The organism is Rhizobium fabae (genome assembly GCF_003985135.1).
Lineage (GTDB): Bacteria > Pseudomonadota > Alphaproteobacteria > Rhizobiales > Rhizobiaceae > Rhizobium > Rhizobium pisi.
Map to the genome: position 1 here is coordinate 250,447 of NZ_ML133650.1, position 13,128 is coordinate 263,574.

20 protein-coding genes are annotated in these 13,128 nt (G+C 58.0%); 11 read left to right on the forward strand and 9 right to left on the reverse strand.

The window, feature by feature from the left end; all coding sequences use genetic code 11:
* Positions 1-78 precede the first annotated feature (78 nt).
* The gene (locus EFB14_RS14730) at positions 79-1,032 is read left to right on the forward strand and encodes an NmrA/HSCARG family protein (protein WP_126826365.1); all 954 of its coding nucleotides are present in this window, start codon (positions 79-81) and stop codon (positions 1,030-1,032) included.
* A 1-nt stretch (position 1,033) separates the two neighbouring features.
* Here EFB14_RS14730 and EFB14_RS14735 read toward each other — a convergent pair whose 3' ends face one another.
* Positions 1,034-1,954, reverse strand: coding sequence for a LysR family transcriptional regulator (locus EFB14_RS14735; protein ID WP_125844087.1), 921 nt, complete (start codon positions 1,952-1,954; stop codon positions 1,034-1,036).
* Between the two features lie 102 nt (positions 1,955-2,056).
* Positions 2,057-3,094, reverse strand: coding sequence for a LacI family DNA-binding transcriptional regulator (locus EFB14_RS14740; RefSeq protein WP_125844085.1), 1,038 nt, complete (start codon positions 3,092-3,094; stop codon positions 2,057-2,059).
* Between the two features lie 553 nt (positions 3,095-3,647).
* Between EFB14_RS14740 and EFB14_RS14745 the strand changes: the two genes are divergently transcribed.
* Positions 3,648-5,153, forward strand: a complete 1,506-nt coding sequence (locus EFB14_RS14745) for a DegQ family serine endoprotease (RefSeq protein WP_126826369.1) — start codon at positions 3,648-3,650, stop codon at positions 5,151-5,153.
* Positions 5,154-5,234: 81 nt separating this feature from the next.
* On the opposite strand, the gene EFB14_RS33890 is transcribed toward EFB14_RS14745, so the two are convergent.
* Together EFB14_RS33890 and EFB14_RS14755 are read right to left on the reverse strand one after the other, a co-directional pair.
* Positions 5,235-5,606 carry a hypothetical protein gene (locus tag EFB14_RS33890; protein ID WP_125844081.1) on the reverse strand — a complete coding sequence of 124 codons (372 nt, stop codon included), beginning with the start codon at positions 5,604-5,606 and terminating at the stop codon, positions 5,235-5,237.
* An 88-nt stretch (positions 5,607-5,694) separates the two neighbouring features.
* Complete coding sequence (locus tag EFB14_RS14755) at positions 5,695-6,099, reverse strand: hypothetical protein (RefSeq protein WP_125844079.1); 405 nt, start codon at positions 6,097-6,099, stop codon at positions 5,695-5,697.
* A gap of 169 nt (positions 6,100-6,268) precedes the next feature.
* On the opposite strand from EFB14_RS14755, the gene EFB14_RS14760 reads away from it, so the two are divergent.
* From EFB14_RS14760 to EFB14_RS14790, 8 genes are all read left to right on the forward strand, one after another.
* Positions 6,269-6,571 carry a hypothetical protein gene (locus tag EFB14_RS14760; RefSeq protein WP_125844077.1) on the forward strand — a complete coding sequence of 101 codons (303 nt, stop codon included), beginning with the start codon at positions 6,269-6,271 and terminating at the stop codon, positions 6,569-6,571.
* Between the two features lie 145 nt (positions 6,572-6,716).
* Positions 6,717-6,980, forward strand: a complete 264-nt coding sequence (locus EFB14_RS14765) for a DUF1488 family protein (protein WP_125844075.1) — start codon at positions 6,717-6,719, stop codon at positions 6,978-6,980.
* Between the two features lie 81 nt (positions 6,981-7,061).
* Positions 7,062-7,286 carry a hypothetical protein gene (locus EFB14_RS14770; RefSeq protein ID WP_245438246.1) on the forward strand — a complete coding sequence of 75 codons (225 nt, stop codon included), beginning with the start codon at positions 7,062-7,064 and terminating at the stop codon, positions 7,284-7,286.
* Positions 7,287-7,443: 157 nt separating this feature from the next.
* Positions 7,444-7,590 carry a hypothetical protein gene (locus EFB14_RS32900; RefSeq protein WP_164737530.1) on the forward strand — a complete coding sequence of 49 codons (147 nt, stop codon included), beginning with the start codon at positions 7,444-7,446 and terminating at the stop codon, positions 7,588-7,590.
* A 93-nt stretch (positions 7,591-7,683) separates the two neighbouring features.
* Positions 7,684-8,127, forward strand: coding sequence for a pyridoxamine 5'-phosphate oxidase family protein (locus EFB14_RS14775; RefSeq protein ID WP_125844073.1), 444 nt, complete (start codon positions 7,684-7,686; stop codon positions 8,125-8,127).
* Positions 8,128-8,344: 217 nt separating this feature from the next.
* Positions 8,345-8,581, forward strand: a complete 237-nt coding sequence (locus EFB14_RS14780) for a hypothetical protein (RefSeq protein WP_126826372.1) — start codon at positions 8,345-8,347, stop codon at positions 8,579-8,581.
* A 139-nt stretch (positions 8,582-8,720) separates the two neighbouring features.
* Complete coding sequence (locus EFB14_RS14785; protein WP_125844069.1) at positions 8,721-8,903, forward strand: DUF3606 domain-containing protein; 183 nt, start codon at positions 8,721-8,723, stop codon at positions 8,901-8,903.
* 270 nt (positions 8,904-9,173) lie between these two features.
* Complete coding sequence (locus tag EFB14_RS14790) at positions 9,174-9,374, forward strand: hypothetical protein (protein WP_125844067.1); 201 nt, start codon at positions 9,174-9,176, stop codon at positions 9,372-9,374.
* 138 nt (positions 9,375-9,512) lie between these two features.
* On the opposite strand, the gene EFB14_RS14795 is transcribed toward EFB14_RS14790, so the two are convergent.
* The 3 genes from EFB14_RS14795 to EFB14_RS14805 all read right to left on the reverse strand — a co-directional run bounded on the left by EFB14_RS14795 (position 9,513) and on the right by EFB14_RS14805 (position 11,265).
* Positions 9,513-9,698: a hypothetical protein gene (locus tag EFB14_RS14795; protein ID WP_126826375.1), complete on the reverse strand. Its 186-nt coding sequence runs from the start codon at positions 9,696-9,698 to the stop codon at positions 9,513-9,515.
* Positions 9,699-9,847: 149 nt separating this feature from the next.
* The gene (gene speB, locus EFB14_RS14800; protein ID WP_126826378.1) at positions 9,848-10,879 is read right to left on the reverse strand and encodes an agmatinase; all 1,032 of its coding nucleotides are present in this window, start codon (positions 10,877-10,879) and stop codon (positions 9,848-9,850) included.
* A complete protein-coding gene (locus EFB14_RS14805; protein ID WP_245438247.1) occupies positions 10,876-11,265 on the reverse strand; it encodes an MBL fold metallo-hydrolase in 390 nt (129 codons plus the stop codon). The genes speB and EFB14_RS14805 overlap by 4 nt, the downstream gene beginning before the upstream one ends.
* Before the next feature lie 101 nt (positions 11,266-11,366).
* Between EFB14_RS14805 and EFB14_RS33895 the strand changes: the two genes are divergently transcribed.
* Positions 11,367-11,549: a LamG-like jellyroll fold domain-containing protein gene (locus EFB14_RS33895; RefSeq protein ID WP_125844063.1), complete on the forward strand. Its 183-nt coding sequence runs from the start codon at positions 11,367-11,369 to the stop codon at positions 11,547-11,549.
* Positions 11,550-11,661: 112 nt separating this feature from the next.
* On the opposite strand, the gene EFB14_RS14815 is transcribed toward EFB14_RS33895, so the two are convergent.
* Positions 11,662-12,339 (reverse strand): methyltransferase family protein, encoded by a 678-nt coding sequence (locus EFB14_RS14815; RefSeq protein WP_183604855.1) that lies wholly within the window; start codon positions 12,337-12,339, stop codon positions 11,662-11,664.
* Between the two features lie 127 nt (positions 12,340-12,466).
* The gene (locus EFB14_RS14820) at positions 12,467-13,000 is read right to left on the reverse strand and encodes a hypothetical protein (protein WP_126826384.1); all 534 of its coding nucleotides are present in this window, start codon (positions 12,998-13,000) and stop codon (positions 12,467-12,469) included.
* Positions 13,001-13,128: the final 128 nt, after the last annotated feature.

Genomic DNA, 13,128 nt, shown 5'->3' on the forward strand with positions numbered 1-13,128 from the left:
CATGGGCTGACGGCTCTCCCACAGAACAACGCCTGGCTGCCTGGTCGGTGGCCATGACAGGGAAGGGTTTGAAGCTCTATGTCTACAAAAGAAAAGCCACTTATCGCGATTGTCGGTGCAACGAGCAAACAGGGGCGCAGCGTAGCCGCGACACTCCTGCAGAGCCAACGTTTCCGTGTGCGCGCTTTCACCCGGAATAAGGATTCACCTGAAGCTTTAAGTCTGGAGAAACGCGGCGCTGAAATCGTCACCGTCCCTCTTGAACTTGGCGTTCAGAAGGACCTCGTTGCTGCCTTCAAAGGCGCGGACGGCGCGTTTCTGATGACACCGCCCATCGCCCCGCCGGAGACAATTGAGGCTCCTCTCGGCCGACAGCTGGCGGATGCCGCAGTTGAGGCCGGCGTCGGGCATATTGTTTTCAGCACCCTCGAGAATGTCGACAAGATCACCGGCGGGACGAAGTATGCGCCGCACTTCACCGACAAAGCGCGCGTCGCAGACTACATTCGCGGCCTGCCCATCTCTCATTCCTCCATCATGCTGGCATTCTTTTACACGAATCTTCTCGAGTATTATGTACCGCGTATGGAGGGCGATACTCTCCTCCTGCCGATCTACCTTCCTGAAGATTTCCGGGCGCCTTTTGTCGATCCGCTGACGGCAACCGGGCCGGCCGTTCTCGAAATTTTCTCCAACCCCGAGCGCTATCACGGGAAGACGCTGCCGATCGTCGGCGATATCATTTCTCCGCGCGAGATGATCGAAACCTTTCAGCGCGTGACCGGCCGCAAGGCCGAGTATCGAAACGCTTTCACCAGGGATGGCCTGCTGCAATATTTTCCGGAGTTTGCCGCCAACGAACTTCTCGTTCGGGAGCTTCTGGGGATGGTCGAGTATGCCGTCGAATATGGCTATTTCGGCACGGAGCATGATCTCGAATGGAGCCGTCGCTTGAACCCCGACATGCTCAACTGGGAGCAATATCTGCGGACGACGGGGTGGCGCGGCGACAAGCGATCTTTCGGTCTATAAATTACGACGGCCGAATTCCCGGTAATTTGGAAACCTCGGCGACAAGAAAATCGACGAGAAGCCGAACGCGGGCAATGGCTGCGCGCTCGGGAACAATGAGCAAGCTCACGGGCACCGGCGAAGGACGATAGTCCCCAAGCACGACCTCGAGCTGACCGTTATCCAGGAGATCGTGGACCAGCCAGAGGTGTGTAGGGCCAATGCCGCGTCCAGCGGCAAAGGCTTCACGCGCCGCAAGCCCGTGGTCGACGCGCAATTTCCCGCTGACCGGGATCGCATGATTTGTGCCATTGGGAGAGGAAAGCAGGATCTGATCGCTCCCCGCCACATTCGACATCACCACGGTTTCGTATCGTGACAGATCGGCCGGGCGCTCCGGCCGTCCCTGGACGGACAAATAAGCCGGAGCGCCCACCAGCAGCCGATGGCTCTCTCCGAGCGCATGAAGCTTCATCGAACTATCGGCGAGAGGCCCGAGACGAAGTGCCACGTCAATGCCTTCGCGAACCAAGTCGATACGCTCATCCGTTAGGTTGAGGTCGACCCTGATGTCCGGATGCTTGTCCTGGAAGTCGAAGATGATGCGCGTGATGTGCATCACGCCGAGCGCTGCAGTACAAGAAAGCCGAACAGCCCCGGCGGGGGCCTGACGGGCATCTCTCGCTTCTTCAGCAGCCTGTTCGACCAGCCGTAATATCTGAAGGCAGTTCGCATAATAGCGGCTACCTTCGTCCGTAAGGGTGACACGACGCGTGGTTCGGCTGAGAAGAGGCACACCGACAGCCTCCTCAAGTTCATTGAGGTGCCGCGTCACGGTGGATTGACCGACACCCAGTTCTCTTGCGACCATCGACAGGTTGCCACGTTCGGCGACGCGAACAAAGGTGCGCATTCTGTCGAGAGACAGTCCCGCACTATCCATTTTTCAGCACAGTGATCCTCATTCAGTCGATATAGAGAATAATCCGGACTGTGCCTAGCTCCGGCATACGCCGACAGATCGGCCGCAGATTCCGGAGACGGATTAGCGCGTCGAGCCACGCGGGATGATCGAGAAGCCGCAATCGACCTTGTCCTCGCCAGGCGGCTCGTCGCGGATGGCGCGCAGCAGCATGTCGGCGACGCGGTAGCCGATATCGTAGCGCGGTATGTGCACCGTCGTCAGCGTCGGCTGGGTGAAGGCCGAAAATTCCAGATCGTTGAAGCCGCAGATGCCGACATCCTCCGGCACGCGGATGCCGCGCACGGCGCATTCGATGAGAACGCCGAGGGCCAGATCGTCGCTTTGGGCGAAGACGGCATCGACATCGGGCACGCGCTGCAGCAGGCGGGCAAACAACTCCCTGCCAAGGCCGGAGCTGTTTCCCTCATTTTCGCCAATGACGAGATCGGGATCGAAACGGCCGGCTTCCCGCATCGCGGCCTCATAACCTTCCTTCCGGCGGCGCGAGCGAATGTCCGTGCCCCGGCCCATGAAGCCTATCCTGCTATAACCCCTCGACAGCAGGAAGCGGGTAGGTTCGGCGCCGGCCGCATGATGATCGAGGCCGACGACCAGCGTCTGCGGCTCCTGGCTGAGATCGGTGATATGGGCAATCGGACAGGCAGCATTTTCGATCAGCGGTAGGAGATCGCGGTAGGATTCGGCCCCGGCGATGATGACGCCGGCCGGCTTCTGCGTCAGGAGGGATTTGAGCTGGCCCGCCTCCCCATCGACATGGTGGAGCGTATTGGAATATTGCACGGTGAATTCGCTGGCGCGGAAGCGATCCTCTATGCCGATCATGAGGCCGGCGAAGCCGTGGTGGTGTAAAGCGGGCGTGATGACGCCGACGACACCGTTGTGGCGGCCGGCCAGCGCCCGGGCGGCAAGATTGGGGATATAGCCCATCTCCTCCACCGTGCGCAGGATGACCTCGCGCAGATCCTCCGAGACGATTTCGGGATTGCGAAGCGCGCGCGAGATGGTGATGGGGCTCACTCCCACCCTTTTCGCCACATCGCTCAACTTCACATGCGCGCCGCGCCTGGCTTTCCGCCCCCGCTCCACTGCCGTCCTCATTGCCCCTTACACGTCGCCCGCGGACTCGCTTGTCCTCGAATCGCGGCCGTTACTTTCTGAAGAAGAAATAATTTAGAGTCCACTAACATTTTAAATTCTGCAACGAGATCTGGAAACGCAACGTCAAGCAAAGAGTGGCAGGTCATCTGCCGTGAAATTACGAGCGCATGCGGCGATCGGATCACGGCCGGCGGAGGTTAAGTCCATTATTTTCGGGATGAAACCGTCAGAGGAATGCGATGCGAGGGGGAATCGCGGCCGAGATTTCCGCAGCGCGGCGACAGGACCGGAAGCATCGGGAGCAAAGATTAAATTCCAGTAATGTCTTACGAATTGGCAATATAAACATGATCAATATTTAATTTGTAAATCCACCGGACGGGATCATATGTATTCCCAGCGCGAATTCTTCTATTCCCTCCCCGTCGCCACAGCATTTCGACGACAGCGCGTTCTGAATAGAGGAATTGGCGCTGAACGCCATCCGACGCCAGGTCCCTGACATGGAACCACGACGCCATCAAAAGCCAACGCTCTCGCAAGGGACAATCACATGTCACATATTCTCCGTAAACATCGTGCCGCAGCGCTTGTCGGGGCCGCCATCATCGCCGGCGCGGCATGCCTGCCCTTTACCATCAACTCGTCCAACGCCTTTGCGACACCTTCGGATACGGGCGGCGTTCTGGCCCCCAGCGGCTCCTTCGCGTCCATCGTCGACGCCGACAAGCCTGCGGTCGTCACCATCACCACGACCATGAAGGCGACTGACGTCAGCGCGGACCAGCAAGAATCGCCGATGGACGAGCAGTTCCGCCAGTTCTTCGAGGACCAGGGTATCCCGCTGCCGCACCCGGCGCCGCAACATCAAGGCTCCCAGCATGCGATGGCGCTCGGCTCCGGCTTCATTATCAGCCCTGACGGCGTGATCGTCACCAACAACCATGTCATCGACAATGCCGTCGACATCAAGGTGACGCTCGACGACGGCACCGAGCTTCCGGCCAAACTCATCGGCACCGATCCGAAATCCGACGTCGCCGTGTTGAAGATTGAGACGTCGAAACCGCTTCAAACCATTGCCTGGGGCGATTCCGACAAGCTGAAGCTCGGCGACCAGATCCTCGCGATCGGCAACCCCTTCGGCATCGGCACCACGGTGACAGCCGGCATCGTCTCGGCCCGCGGCCGCGACCTGCACAGCGGCCCCTATGACGATTTCATCCAGATCGACGCGCCGATCAACCATGGCAATTCCGGCGGACCCCTGGTCGATCGCAATGGCAATGTCGTCGGCATCAACACCGCCATCTATTCGCCGAACGGCGGCAGTGTCGGCGTCGGCTTCGCCATTCCCTCTGACGAGGCGAAGGCGATCGTCGCCAAGCTGCAGAAGGACGGCTCGATCGATCATGGCTATCTCGGCGTACAGATCCAGCCGGTGACGAAGGACGTCGCCGATGCCGTCGGGCTCGCCAAGACCGGCGGCGCGCTGGTTGCCGCCGTCACCGCCGATACGCCGGCGGCACGGGCCGGCCTGAGGCCGGGCGATATCGTCACATCGGTCGGCAGCGAAACCGTCAAGACGCCGAAGGACCTGTCACGCCTCGTGGCCGACCTTTCGCCAGGGGCCAAAGAATCCCTCAGCGTCTGGCGTGACGGCAAAACGATCGATCTCGACGTTATTGTCGGCGGCAATGAGAACAGCCAGAAACAGGCTGCGGCCGAAAGCCCCGACAGCCTGGGCCAGAACAGCGGCCAGCCGAGCCTCGGGATCGGCCTTGCCGACCTGACGCCCGACGTTCGCCAGCAGCTCAACCTGCCGCGCAGCGCAAACGGTGCGGTGGTCGCCAGCGTCAACCCGGACAAGTCGGCGGCTGCCGCCGGCATTCAATCGGGCGACGTGATCGTCTCGGTGAACGACAAGCCGGTTCACAGCGCCCGCGACGTCAAGGCCGCGGTTGCCGAAGCCGGTAAGGCCGGCCGCAAATCGGTGCTGCTGCTTATCGAGCGCGGCGGCAACAAGACCTTCGTGGCCGTGCCGTTCACGGCTGCCTGAGGCAGCGCAATTTCTCAATGACCAAGAAAAGCCCGCGAAAGCGGGCTTTTCTGCCGATCCTCGACGGCCCCTATTTTCTACTCAGGAACTTTTCGGATTCCTTTCCCTGGCTCGGGGGCGCGATTTGCCCCTCTGACGGTTTGCCTCTTGCTGTTCTATGGCATCGGATTGCCTGCGCCGCGCGGCCTCCAATTGCTGCTTCGTCGGGAGATCATGATCGTAGGTGGGGTCGCTGAATGCCGTCGCGTTATCGAACGGACCTTTGTGTGTACGCGCCACGCCATACCGGTCGTGGTCGGCACCATCATCGGTCTCCGCTGACGGTGACCGCGCTTGACGAGCCTGCATTATGAGATCGTCGGCTGTAGGGCCTGACGTTACCCTTTTGTGCATGGAAGCGATGATCTTGCGTTTCCCGGCCCCGTCCTTTTGATCGGCGTGGTTCCAAGGCATGTCTTTTTCTTTCCTTCTTCGTCATGTCATCAGGGCTATCGGTCATCCACTGCTACGCATGGTCAGGAGCGTTGCAGCAAGACCAGCCTCACGGCATCTCGGACAATCGTTCAGGAAGCCTGGTTTTTGGAAAATGGTAACCCGCGGGCCGCAGTGGTGCGTTGGGACGCCCGGACGCTGTATATCGCGCGATACGATAGGCTTTCGTCGGCGCGCCGCCATCGTCCTGCCATCTTGCAAGAGAGCCGTCTTCCGTGGCCAAAGGAAGCGGCCCGGAACTCAATTGCGTTGCGAGATACATTTTCAGAGCCGATTTCAGTGCTGCCTCATCGACGATCCCCATCTGGAAACAATGAATGAGGAAACTTGTCGCGCTGATCTCATTGTCGTCTATCGCGTAGGTTTCGCCTCCGCGAAAGCCCGCTTTTCGAAGAATACGATCCAGCATCCTCAAATTGGCGACATCGAAAAATTGATGATTGGTGGAAGACATTGCGTCCTCCTTTGTTGGGGCTAGGGTTCGCGCCCCAAGCAGCGGTGCCCGTATCGTGGCCGCCGATGGATCAGCTTGCGCTCTTTGCCACCTGACCGCAACCTCATTCGGCGGCAGCTATTGATAATGCCGTGGCAGAGCCCATTTTAAAGAAAGGAGGATGCGCATCATGCAGTTCAACGGTGAAGCGACCCTCACAAAACCGTCGGCACTGGCGGTTTCGGAAAGGCGTGCGCTCATAGATCACCTGAGAGAGGTGATTGCAGCCCTGGCTCACGGGCTGGCAGCCGATGGATTACTGGAACTTGTGCCGCCTCTGCTTGAGATAAACAAAGTTCTCCGTGATATGACGGACGAAATTTCTCGTGCAGACCCTCTCTATTCCGATGAGATTATCACAGGCACGGTGCGCTTGATCAAGACATCTCAAGCTTTGCTTCATGACCGGGTCATCGTGCAGACTATCCATTGAGCCCCCTGCGGCGGTCGTCGGGACGAGCCGGCAGGCTGATCGCCGCATATCTGGCATCAAGCTGCTCATTCCCTCGTGCATGCAAATTCGTCGCCGGGTGCGAAGTTCCGCGCATCGGCTGGCGCCAGTTCCAAGGACAACCGCAATGGCACTTATTTTTCCCAACAGAAGCCGCAGTTTCGACGAAGCGAGAAAAGGTGTCCGCTTCACCGGATATGACGGCATGTTCGAAGTCAGGTTTCTGGTCGAAGAAGCCGCTCTCGGGGGCGCGCTCACTCGGAATTCTTCCGAAGCCGCCTATCTCAATGCTTTTGATGCCGCGCGCGCTTCCATTCTGGAGACTGCATCGAGAGTCTATCAACATCGACGCGGAAACAACTTCACGCTCAAAGCTGAAGATTTTCGCTGATCGCCGGACAGCGCATCGAGCAGGCAGCCTGGTAATCGCCGTCGTCCCGATGGCGCCGGCATGACAAGAGGACCAAAGCATATGGTTTTAACGCGATATCGTCCGAAAGACCTGAAGCTCGCACGTCGCCATATCGTGAAGGCTGCTCGCCGCATCGCCAAGCAGGAAACCATTGTCAAGAAACTATCTCTCAAAGGCAGTTCCGCGGGGTTGGCCTACGAGCTATTGGGCAGGCTTTACGACAATCAACGACAGCAACTCGACCGCCTGAAACTGATCGAAGCGATGGTTGAGGTGAAAGCATAACCCTGTGTGCACTTTGCCGGGCCTGCAATCGTGTCGCGTTTCGGCACGGCTTGTACCCGAGATGGCGAGAGCCCATATTTGCTATGGTGGCAGTTTGCGAACGGGCGCTGCTTCCAGGGGTGGTCAGAGTTCCCCAGCCCTAACAAAGGAGGGCATCATGTCTTCCACGACAAGCATCCATTCCTGGAAAGACCTGGCTCGGCATATCAGCCGGTTCAAGTATATTGAATTTCTGGTGAAATCGACGCCGGCAATCTGTCTGGGCTTTATCGTCTATATCGTCTTCAAGGACGTCTTTTGGTAGGCGCGGCAAGGCTGTTGCGGCGGGCGAAGAAGCGTCTTTGCTGCCGGCGAATGAAGGGTCCGTAACCCCGCCTACCGGAATTGGACAACGCAAATGCAACTGCGAGAAATGGGTGAACAAGACTGCCTTGCCTTTCTGGCAGGCCATACCCGTGGCCACCTGGCATGCCTGGGCGAAAAATATCCCTATATCGTTCCTATCCACTATGCCTATGAAAAAGCTCGGCTTTTGATGTTTTCTATGCCGGGTCTGAAGATTGACCGGCTCCGGGCCAATTCACCGGCATGTGTCCAGGTTGAAGAATTCGGCGAAAACCGAACGTGGAAGAGCGTGCTTGTTCAGGGCACTTATGATGAGCTGACCGATACGCCGGCCCGGCATGACGAACGCATCCACGCCTGGTCTCTTCTGCAAAAGCAACCGTTCTGGTGGGAACCCGGATCGCTTGTCTTGAACTCGGAGAGCGAAGACAGCCCTGCCCCGCCCATATTCTTCGCTATTTCGATTAACGTGGTATCGGGACGGCAAGTGGTTTAAGGTGCGAACCTTCAGACTTGCCGCACCTTCATGACAGACCCGTCAGTGCGGCGTTTGCTGCACGATATATGGAACTCCAGACAAACACCTCCAGCTAAGCGCTGTCCGATACCAGCCTTCCCATAGGGGCGCGGATTGCTTGATGCACCTCACCGCGACGCGACCCGCTGAACCAGCATCGCGTTCAATGGCACGCGACCACCCACAGGGAAGAACGATGACAAACGCACCTGAGAATGAAGCCCTTTTCAACATCACCGGGCACTTCGTGCAAGAATTGAAGACCGTCCTCGAAAGCGAGAGGATTGTCGAAGGCACCGACTACGAAAACAGCGCCTTCGATGAAAAACGAAGAGTGGAAGGACTTCACCTGTTGCGCTTCCACAAGACCGCCACGGCGGCCCAGGCGACGCAGATCTGGGAAAAACATACGACAGCCAGATCCCATCGCTGATACGGAACGACGTCAATTCTTCGGCTGATATCGACCTAAGATTGCCGGTTCTCCGATCCTCGGTCGCCACGCAAATGGGTGTTGACCCGTGCTGAAATTGCGCGGCGTCCCGCTCAGCATTTCCATGAAAGGAAAAATCATGACCAGTGAGAAAACCAACAAGGTCCAGCCCCCCAAAGCTGCCGTGATTGAAGCACCCTACGAGGTCATCTACTTCGCGAAAAAACACCGGATTTCCCAAGAGGATGCCAGAGGCATCATCGAAAAATACGGCGCCAATCGCAAAGAGGCAGACAAGGCCGGCCGCCGCATCAGCGTCTAAAGGCGGAATGGCGACTGCGGAGTGGAACCGCAGCCGCCATCCGGTTGCGTCGATATCAGACGCTTGGAAACACAATCATCGGGCGAATTAACCCTACTGGCTTACCTTAACATCAGCATCCGCTTGAATACAGACAGTCCTGTGCCATCGTGTCTTTACGACAACGCGTCCGATCCCGCAGGCAGCGCTTACCGGGACCATAGCCTACCTTCCCCCGAAAGGCCGGCTTCACGCATAGGGGCTCAAACACCATCAAACGGAGGGTATGCCATGAACAACGTATTGGAATTTCGGGCAAAATGCCCGCATGTCGAAACCCTCTCGGATTGCCGGGAGGCGCTTGAATCGGCCGTGATGAAGGTCGTCGCCGACGCCGTCAGCAAGGGATATTCGCCTGCGGAAGCGGCGATGGTCGTTGCCGATATCGCCGACGATTACATTCTGATGCTGTCGCGGAAACTCCAGCATTGATATACTTTCGGGCTCGCGCCCATGGGCGGCGCGGGCCGTTGCGTGTGTAGGTCGGCGCGGAGCGCTGCGCCCGCCCCCGGCAATAGAACACGCACTGTTTCGCTCAATGCGTCATATCGAATCGAGACGCTTCCTGGCCTAACGCCATTTTGGCTGCCCCGGCGGAGCATTGGCCTGGATTTCATGGAGCGGCGCCCGGGACCCGAGGATTTTCTTCAGCTTCTTTTCCTCTGCCGGGCCGATCCCGAACTTGCGGCAATGTTCCGCAACATCGTGCTCTCGCGGGCCGGGAATGCGAACTTGGCGGTTGTTCATGGTCTTCATGTCTGCTTCCTCCTGAAGGAAGAACCAGCAAGCTGCCGATTTGTTCGTTAGATGCACCTAAAATTCAATGCATGCTCATTCCAGTTCGGCTAGCGAGAAAACCGCCAGCCTGCCCGTAGCGCCGCCGCAGGTGGCTCCAGATTGTCTGTTCAACCCGTCATCAGGCAGAGTATGGTGAACAGGACCTGAGCCGCGATGTGAGCAGTGTTCGTTGTCGAGTCGTATTGTGGCGCTACCTCGACCACATCACCGCCTACGATGTTCAACCCACGCATCCCCCTGAGAAACTCCAAGACCTCGCGTGGCGTAAGTCCTCCGACCTCGGGCGTACCGGTCCCAGGGGCAAAACCCGGATCAACACTGTCGATATCGAATGACACGTAGGTAGGGCCGCTTCCAACGACGGCTCGCGCTCTTTCAATCAGCGCTGCGATGCCGATGTGGGGAACCTCCTCGGCATGGATAACCGTCATGCCGCTCTCGTATGAAAACTCCCAAAGATATTCGGCACCGCCGCGAATGCCGATCTGGATCGTGCGTTCGGGATCAAGCACGCCGTCCAAGACGGCCAGCCTGAATGGTCCGCCATGTTGAAACTTGGCCCCCTCATATGGTCCTGCCGTATCACAATGGGCATCGATGTGGATCATCCCAACCGGTTCTTGCGCTCCAACTGCTTTTAGAATCGAAGAGGTTATCGAATGATCGCCGCCCACCGACAGCGGGCGAACGCCTGCGTTCACAAGCTTCTTATAGAAGCTAAAAATATCCGCGTGGCAGAGGTCGAGGTCGTAACGGCTCTGCATCGGCACATCACCGATATCCGCGACCTTTGCAGTCGATAGCGGAGACGATTTCAGCACATGGTCGTAAGGTCCTATCCGCTCGATATTTCGGACAGCCCGAGGGCCGAACCTGCTGCCATTTCTGTTGGTGACGCCAAGGTCCATCGGGACGCCGAGCAGGGCAATATCCAAACCGCCAAAATCGGCAGTGTCCTGCAGATCAGGACGGCACGGTGCGCCGACAAGCGTTGGTATTCCGGCGAAAGGCCACTTCCGTCTATCACCACTGGTGAACTGCGCCTTCGCGACACGAGCGAAGTTTTCGTCAAAAATGTCGCCACCGGAAGCATTCGCGTACTTTTCGCGGAGGGCGTTCAGTTTAGCCAAATCTGTCATTGCAACGTCCTTGGTAAAATTCTTTGTTGGTTCACGATAAGCTGCGATGGAAAGCAAGACCGGTCGGTCGAGATAGTCGTGGCGACGTCGTGCATTCGCTCCTGCGACATAGGGTTCCCGTGGCCGCCGTAAACGATTGACACTTCAGTGTCCTTCAATCGCGACATTGTATTGCGATAAACTTCCTTGTCGCAACCGGAGAGATCGTCCACCAGACCACCGTCGTAAATGGCGTCCCCGGAGAAAAGACCGACAGTCCGTGTGTCGAAGAGGGCGATCGATCCGGGCGAGTGACCGGGAAGATGCAGCACTGTGAAGCCGACCCCTCCGATGTCGATAGTTGATCCCTCGCGAACCACTTCAGTCAGAGGTGCGGGCGCTTGCATAGTCGGCTTGGTTCCAGCCCGCGGAGGACCTTTACCCGATGAACTTTCGCCGGCTGGCCTTCGGACGACCTGAATTCTGAGACTCTCGGGAGACATGGCCAATGACAACAGGTCAGTGGTATCACGTCGCTGTTGATCACGACGCGACCGGAAAGGTCCGCGTGTACATCGACGGTGTGATGAGGGCGAGCTCCACGCCAGCAAACTCCGCGATCGGCGACTATGCCGGCGCTCTAGGCATCGGAGCTCAGAACTCAGGTGGTACGGTCGACATGAACGGTTAGCTTGATGAACTCCGCATTACCAAGGGTGCAGCCCGCTACGCCACGGACACCAGCTTCAGCGTGCCAACCGCTGCTTTTCCGCGCTCCTGACCGACGGTTATGTCATGATCCATCATCCAGTGGCCGTGGCGCGTTTGCCGCGCATGGGGAAAAACGGAATCACCCTGGGGACGCGCTCGGCATAGGACCGGTAGTCTGGAAATGCCGCCCGGAGCACCGTCTCTTCGTTAGTCATCCGGCGAAGTTGCAGGCACCAGTGCACGAGTCCGAGAAACACCGTCCACGGAGAAAAGCTGAATAGAATCATTCCGACAACGAATATCTCCTCGGTCAGATAGAGCGGGTGCCGGACGATCGAATATGGCCCCGTTGTGACCAGAGCTCTTGCACCCGGTGCTATGCTGAAACTGCGGCCGAGGATCGCAAGCATATATGCCGATGAAATGCAGCCAATGATCATCAAAACCATTGCGGCAACGCGCACAGTATCTGGCAACACCATTGGCGGAGGAAGGAAGGCGATCAGTAGGAAGAGGAAGCTGCCTGCCATCGCCGTCAGGTATGGTTCAACGCCGCGCGCAGACCGCACTTGGGGCATTCTTGTTAGGGTTACGACACACATCATGCCGACAAATAAGATCGCAGCGATCTCAGCTATTAGGAATACGACGCCCGGATAGTCGTCGGCCGTCATCGTCCGTCCGATCTTAGTCCACACAACTAGTATTGAGTAGGAGCAGATGCCAATCCGGCCGATGACATCTGCAATAATCAAGTGTCGATTGCTCATTGGTACCCCCGCGTTGCTTGAACGCATCTTCGCACGGTTGCGGAAAATGGCAATCGCAACCGGTTAAATTGGTGAATACCAACTATTGGGGATGTGACTTACACCGATGCGCCGCCATCGGCGTCTGTCAATGCAACGAAACGCGATGCGCCAGCAGCCGATCAATGCTGGCCCGGATGCGGATGCGGCGGATGATCTCGGCGTGAGTGAAAAGGCAGGCGAGGGCAGCCACGATGATCAACACGGTTCCGAGCAGCGCTGTAGGCAACGGCAGTGACCAGTCGACATAGCCGGGGAGTGACCCCCCACTGCGACCTGCTGCGGCTGTGCTTGCAGCGGCATTGGCAAGCACCAGCCCGAGCAGCGCAACATGAGCATGAACGAAGCGTGCCCTAAGAAACCGTTTCGGATGAAAAGTAAGATAGACGCCGAAAATCGCCATCAATGCAAACGCAGCGAGAAGTTCCCACGCCCCCATCCCCGCCACGCTAAGTAACACGAGGGGTAGACGCAACACAGGCAGCAACGTCAGGTACAGCGCCCAAGCAAACGGGCGTGATGGATACATTGCAAGGAGTAGCATGCTGGCGGCAAATACCGCACCAATCGCATAGACCAAAGCAGGTCCGAGACGAACAAAAGTCAGAACCAAGACACGCATTCGCTTTCCTCCTTCGGCAGGCCTCTTGGTTCTGGGCAGAATATTCGCAAATGCTTGGGCAGGGCTTACCGCTCGACCGGCGCCGCATGAATGACTCCGGCTGCGGAGATTTGCAACCTTCCACATCA

What these genes read in the sequence shown, in the direction of transcription:
- EFB14_RS14755 (WP_125844079.1), bottom strand. Translation starts at nt 6,099, where the DNA reads ATGTCTTCCACCAATCATCAATTTTTCGATGTCGCCAATTTGAGGATG.
- EFB14_RS14745 (WP_126826369.1), top strand. Translation starts at nt 3,648, where the DNA reads ATGTCACATATTCTCCGTAAACATCGTGCCGCAGCGCTTGTCGGGGCC.
- EFB14_RS14775 (WP_125844073.1), top strand. Translation starts at nt 7,684, where the DNA reads ATGCAACTGCGAGAAATGGGTGAACAAGACTGCCTTGCCTTTCTGGCA.
- EFB14_RS14790 (WP_125844067.1), top strand. Translation starts at nt 9,174, where the DNA reads ATGAACAACGTATTGGAATTTCGGGCAAAATGCCCGCATGTCGAAACC.
- EFB14_RS14815 (WP_183604855.1), bottom strand. Translation starts at nt 12,339, where the DNA reads ATGAGCAATCGACACTTGATTATTGCAGATGTCATCGGCCGGATTGGC.
- EFB14_RS14820 (WP_126826384.1), bottom strand. Translation starts at nt 13,000, where the DNA reads ATGCGTGTCTTGGTTCTGACTTTTGTTCGTCTCGGACCTGCTTTGGTC.
- EFB14_RS14740 (WP_125844085.1), bottom strand. Translation starts at nt 3,094, where the DNA reads ATGAGGACGGCAGTGGAGCGGGGGCGGAAAGCCAGGCGCGGCGCGCAT.
- EFB14_RS14805 (WP_245438247.1), bottom strand. Translation starts at nt 11,265, where the DNA reads ATGCAAGCGCCCGCACCTCTGACTGAAGTGGTTCGCGAGGGATCAACT.
- EFB14_RS14785 (WP_125844069.1), top strand. Translation starts at nt 8,721, where the DNA reads ATGACCAGTGAGAAAACCAACAAGGTCCAGCCCCCCAAAGCTGCCGTG.
- EFB14_RS14765 (WP_125844075.1), top strand. Translation starts at nt 6,717, where the DNA reads ATGGCACTTATTTTTCCCAACAGAAGCCGCAGTTTCGACGAAGCGAGA.
- EFB14_RS33890 (WP_125844081.1), bottom strand. Translation starts at nt 5,606, where the DNA reads ATGCCTTGGAACCACGCCGATCAAAAGGACGGGGCCGGGAAACGCAAG.
- speB (WP_126826378.1), bottom strand. Translation starts at nt 10,879, where the DNA reads ATGACAGATTTGGCTAAACTGAACGCCCTCCGCGAAAAGTACGCGAAT.
- EFB14_RS14795 (WP_126826375.1), bottom strand. Translation starts at nt 9,698, where the DNA reads ATGAAGACCATGAACAACCGCCAAGTTCGCATTCCCGGCCCGCGAGAG.
- EFB14_RS33895 (WP_125844063.1), top strand. Translation starts at nt 11,367, where the DNA reads ATGACAACAGGTCAGTGGTATCACGTCGCTGTTGATCACGACGCGACC.
- EFB14_RS14780 (WP_126826372.1), top strand. Translation starts at nt 8,345, where the DNA reads ATGACAAACGCACCTGAGAATGAAGCCCTTTTCAACATCACCGGGCAC.
- EFB14_RS14770 (WP_245438246.1), top strand. Translation starts at nt 7,062, where the DNA reads ATGGTTTTAACGCGATATCGTCCGAAAGACCTGAAGCTCGCACGTCGC.
- EFB14_RS32900 (WP_164737530.1), top strand. Translation starts at nt 7,444, where the DNA reads ATGTCTTCCACGACAAGCATCCATTCCTGGAAAGACCTGGCTCGGCAT.
- EFB14_RS14730 (WP_126826365.1), top strand. Translation starts at nt 79, where the DNA reads ATGTCTACAAAAGAAAAGCCACTTATCGCGATTGTCGGTGCAACGAGC.
- EFB14_RS14760 (WP_125844077.1), top strand. Translation starts at nt 6,269, where the DNA reads ATGCAGTTCAACGGTGAAGCGACCCTCACAAAACCGTCGGCACTGGCG.
- EFB14_RS14735 (WP_125844087.1), bottom strand. Translation starts at nt 1,954, where the DNA reads ATGGATAGTGCGGGACTGTCTCTCGACAGAATGCGCACCTTTGTTCGC.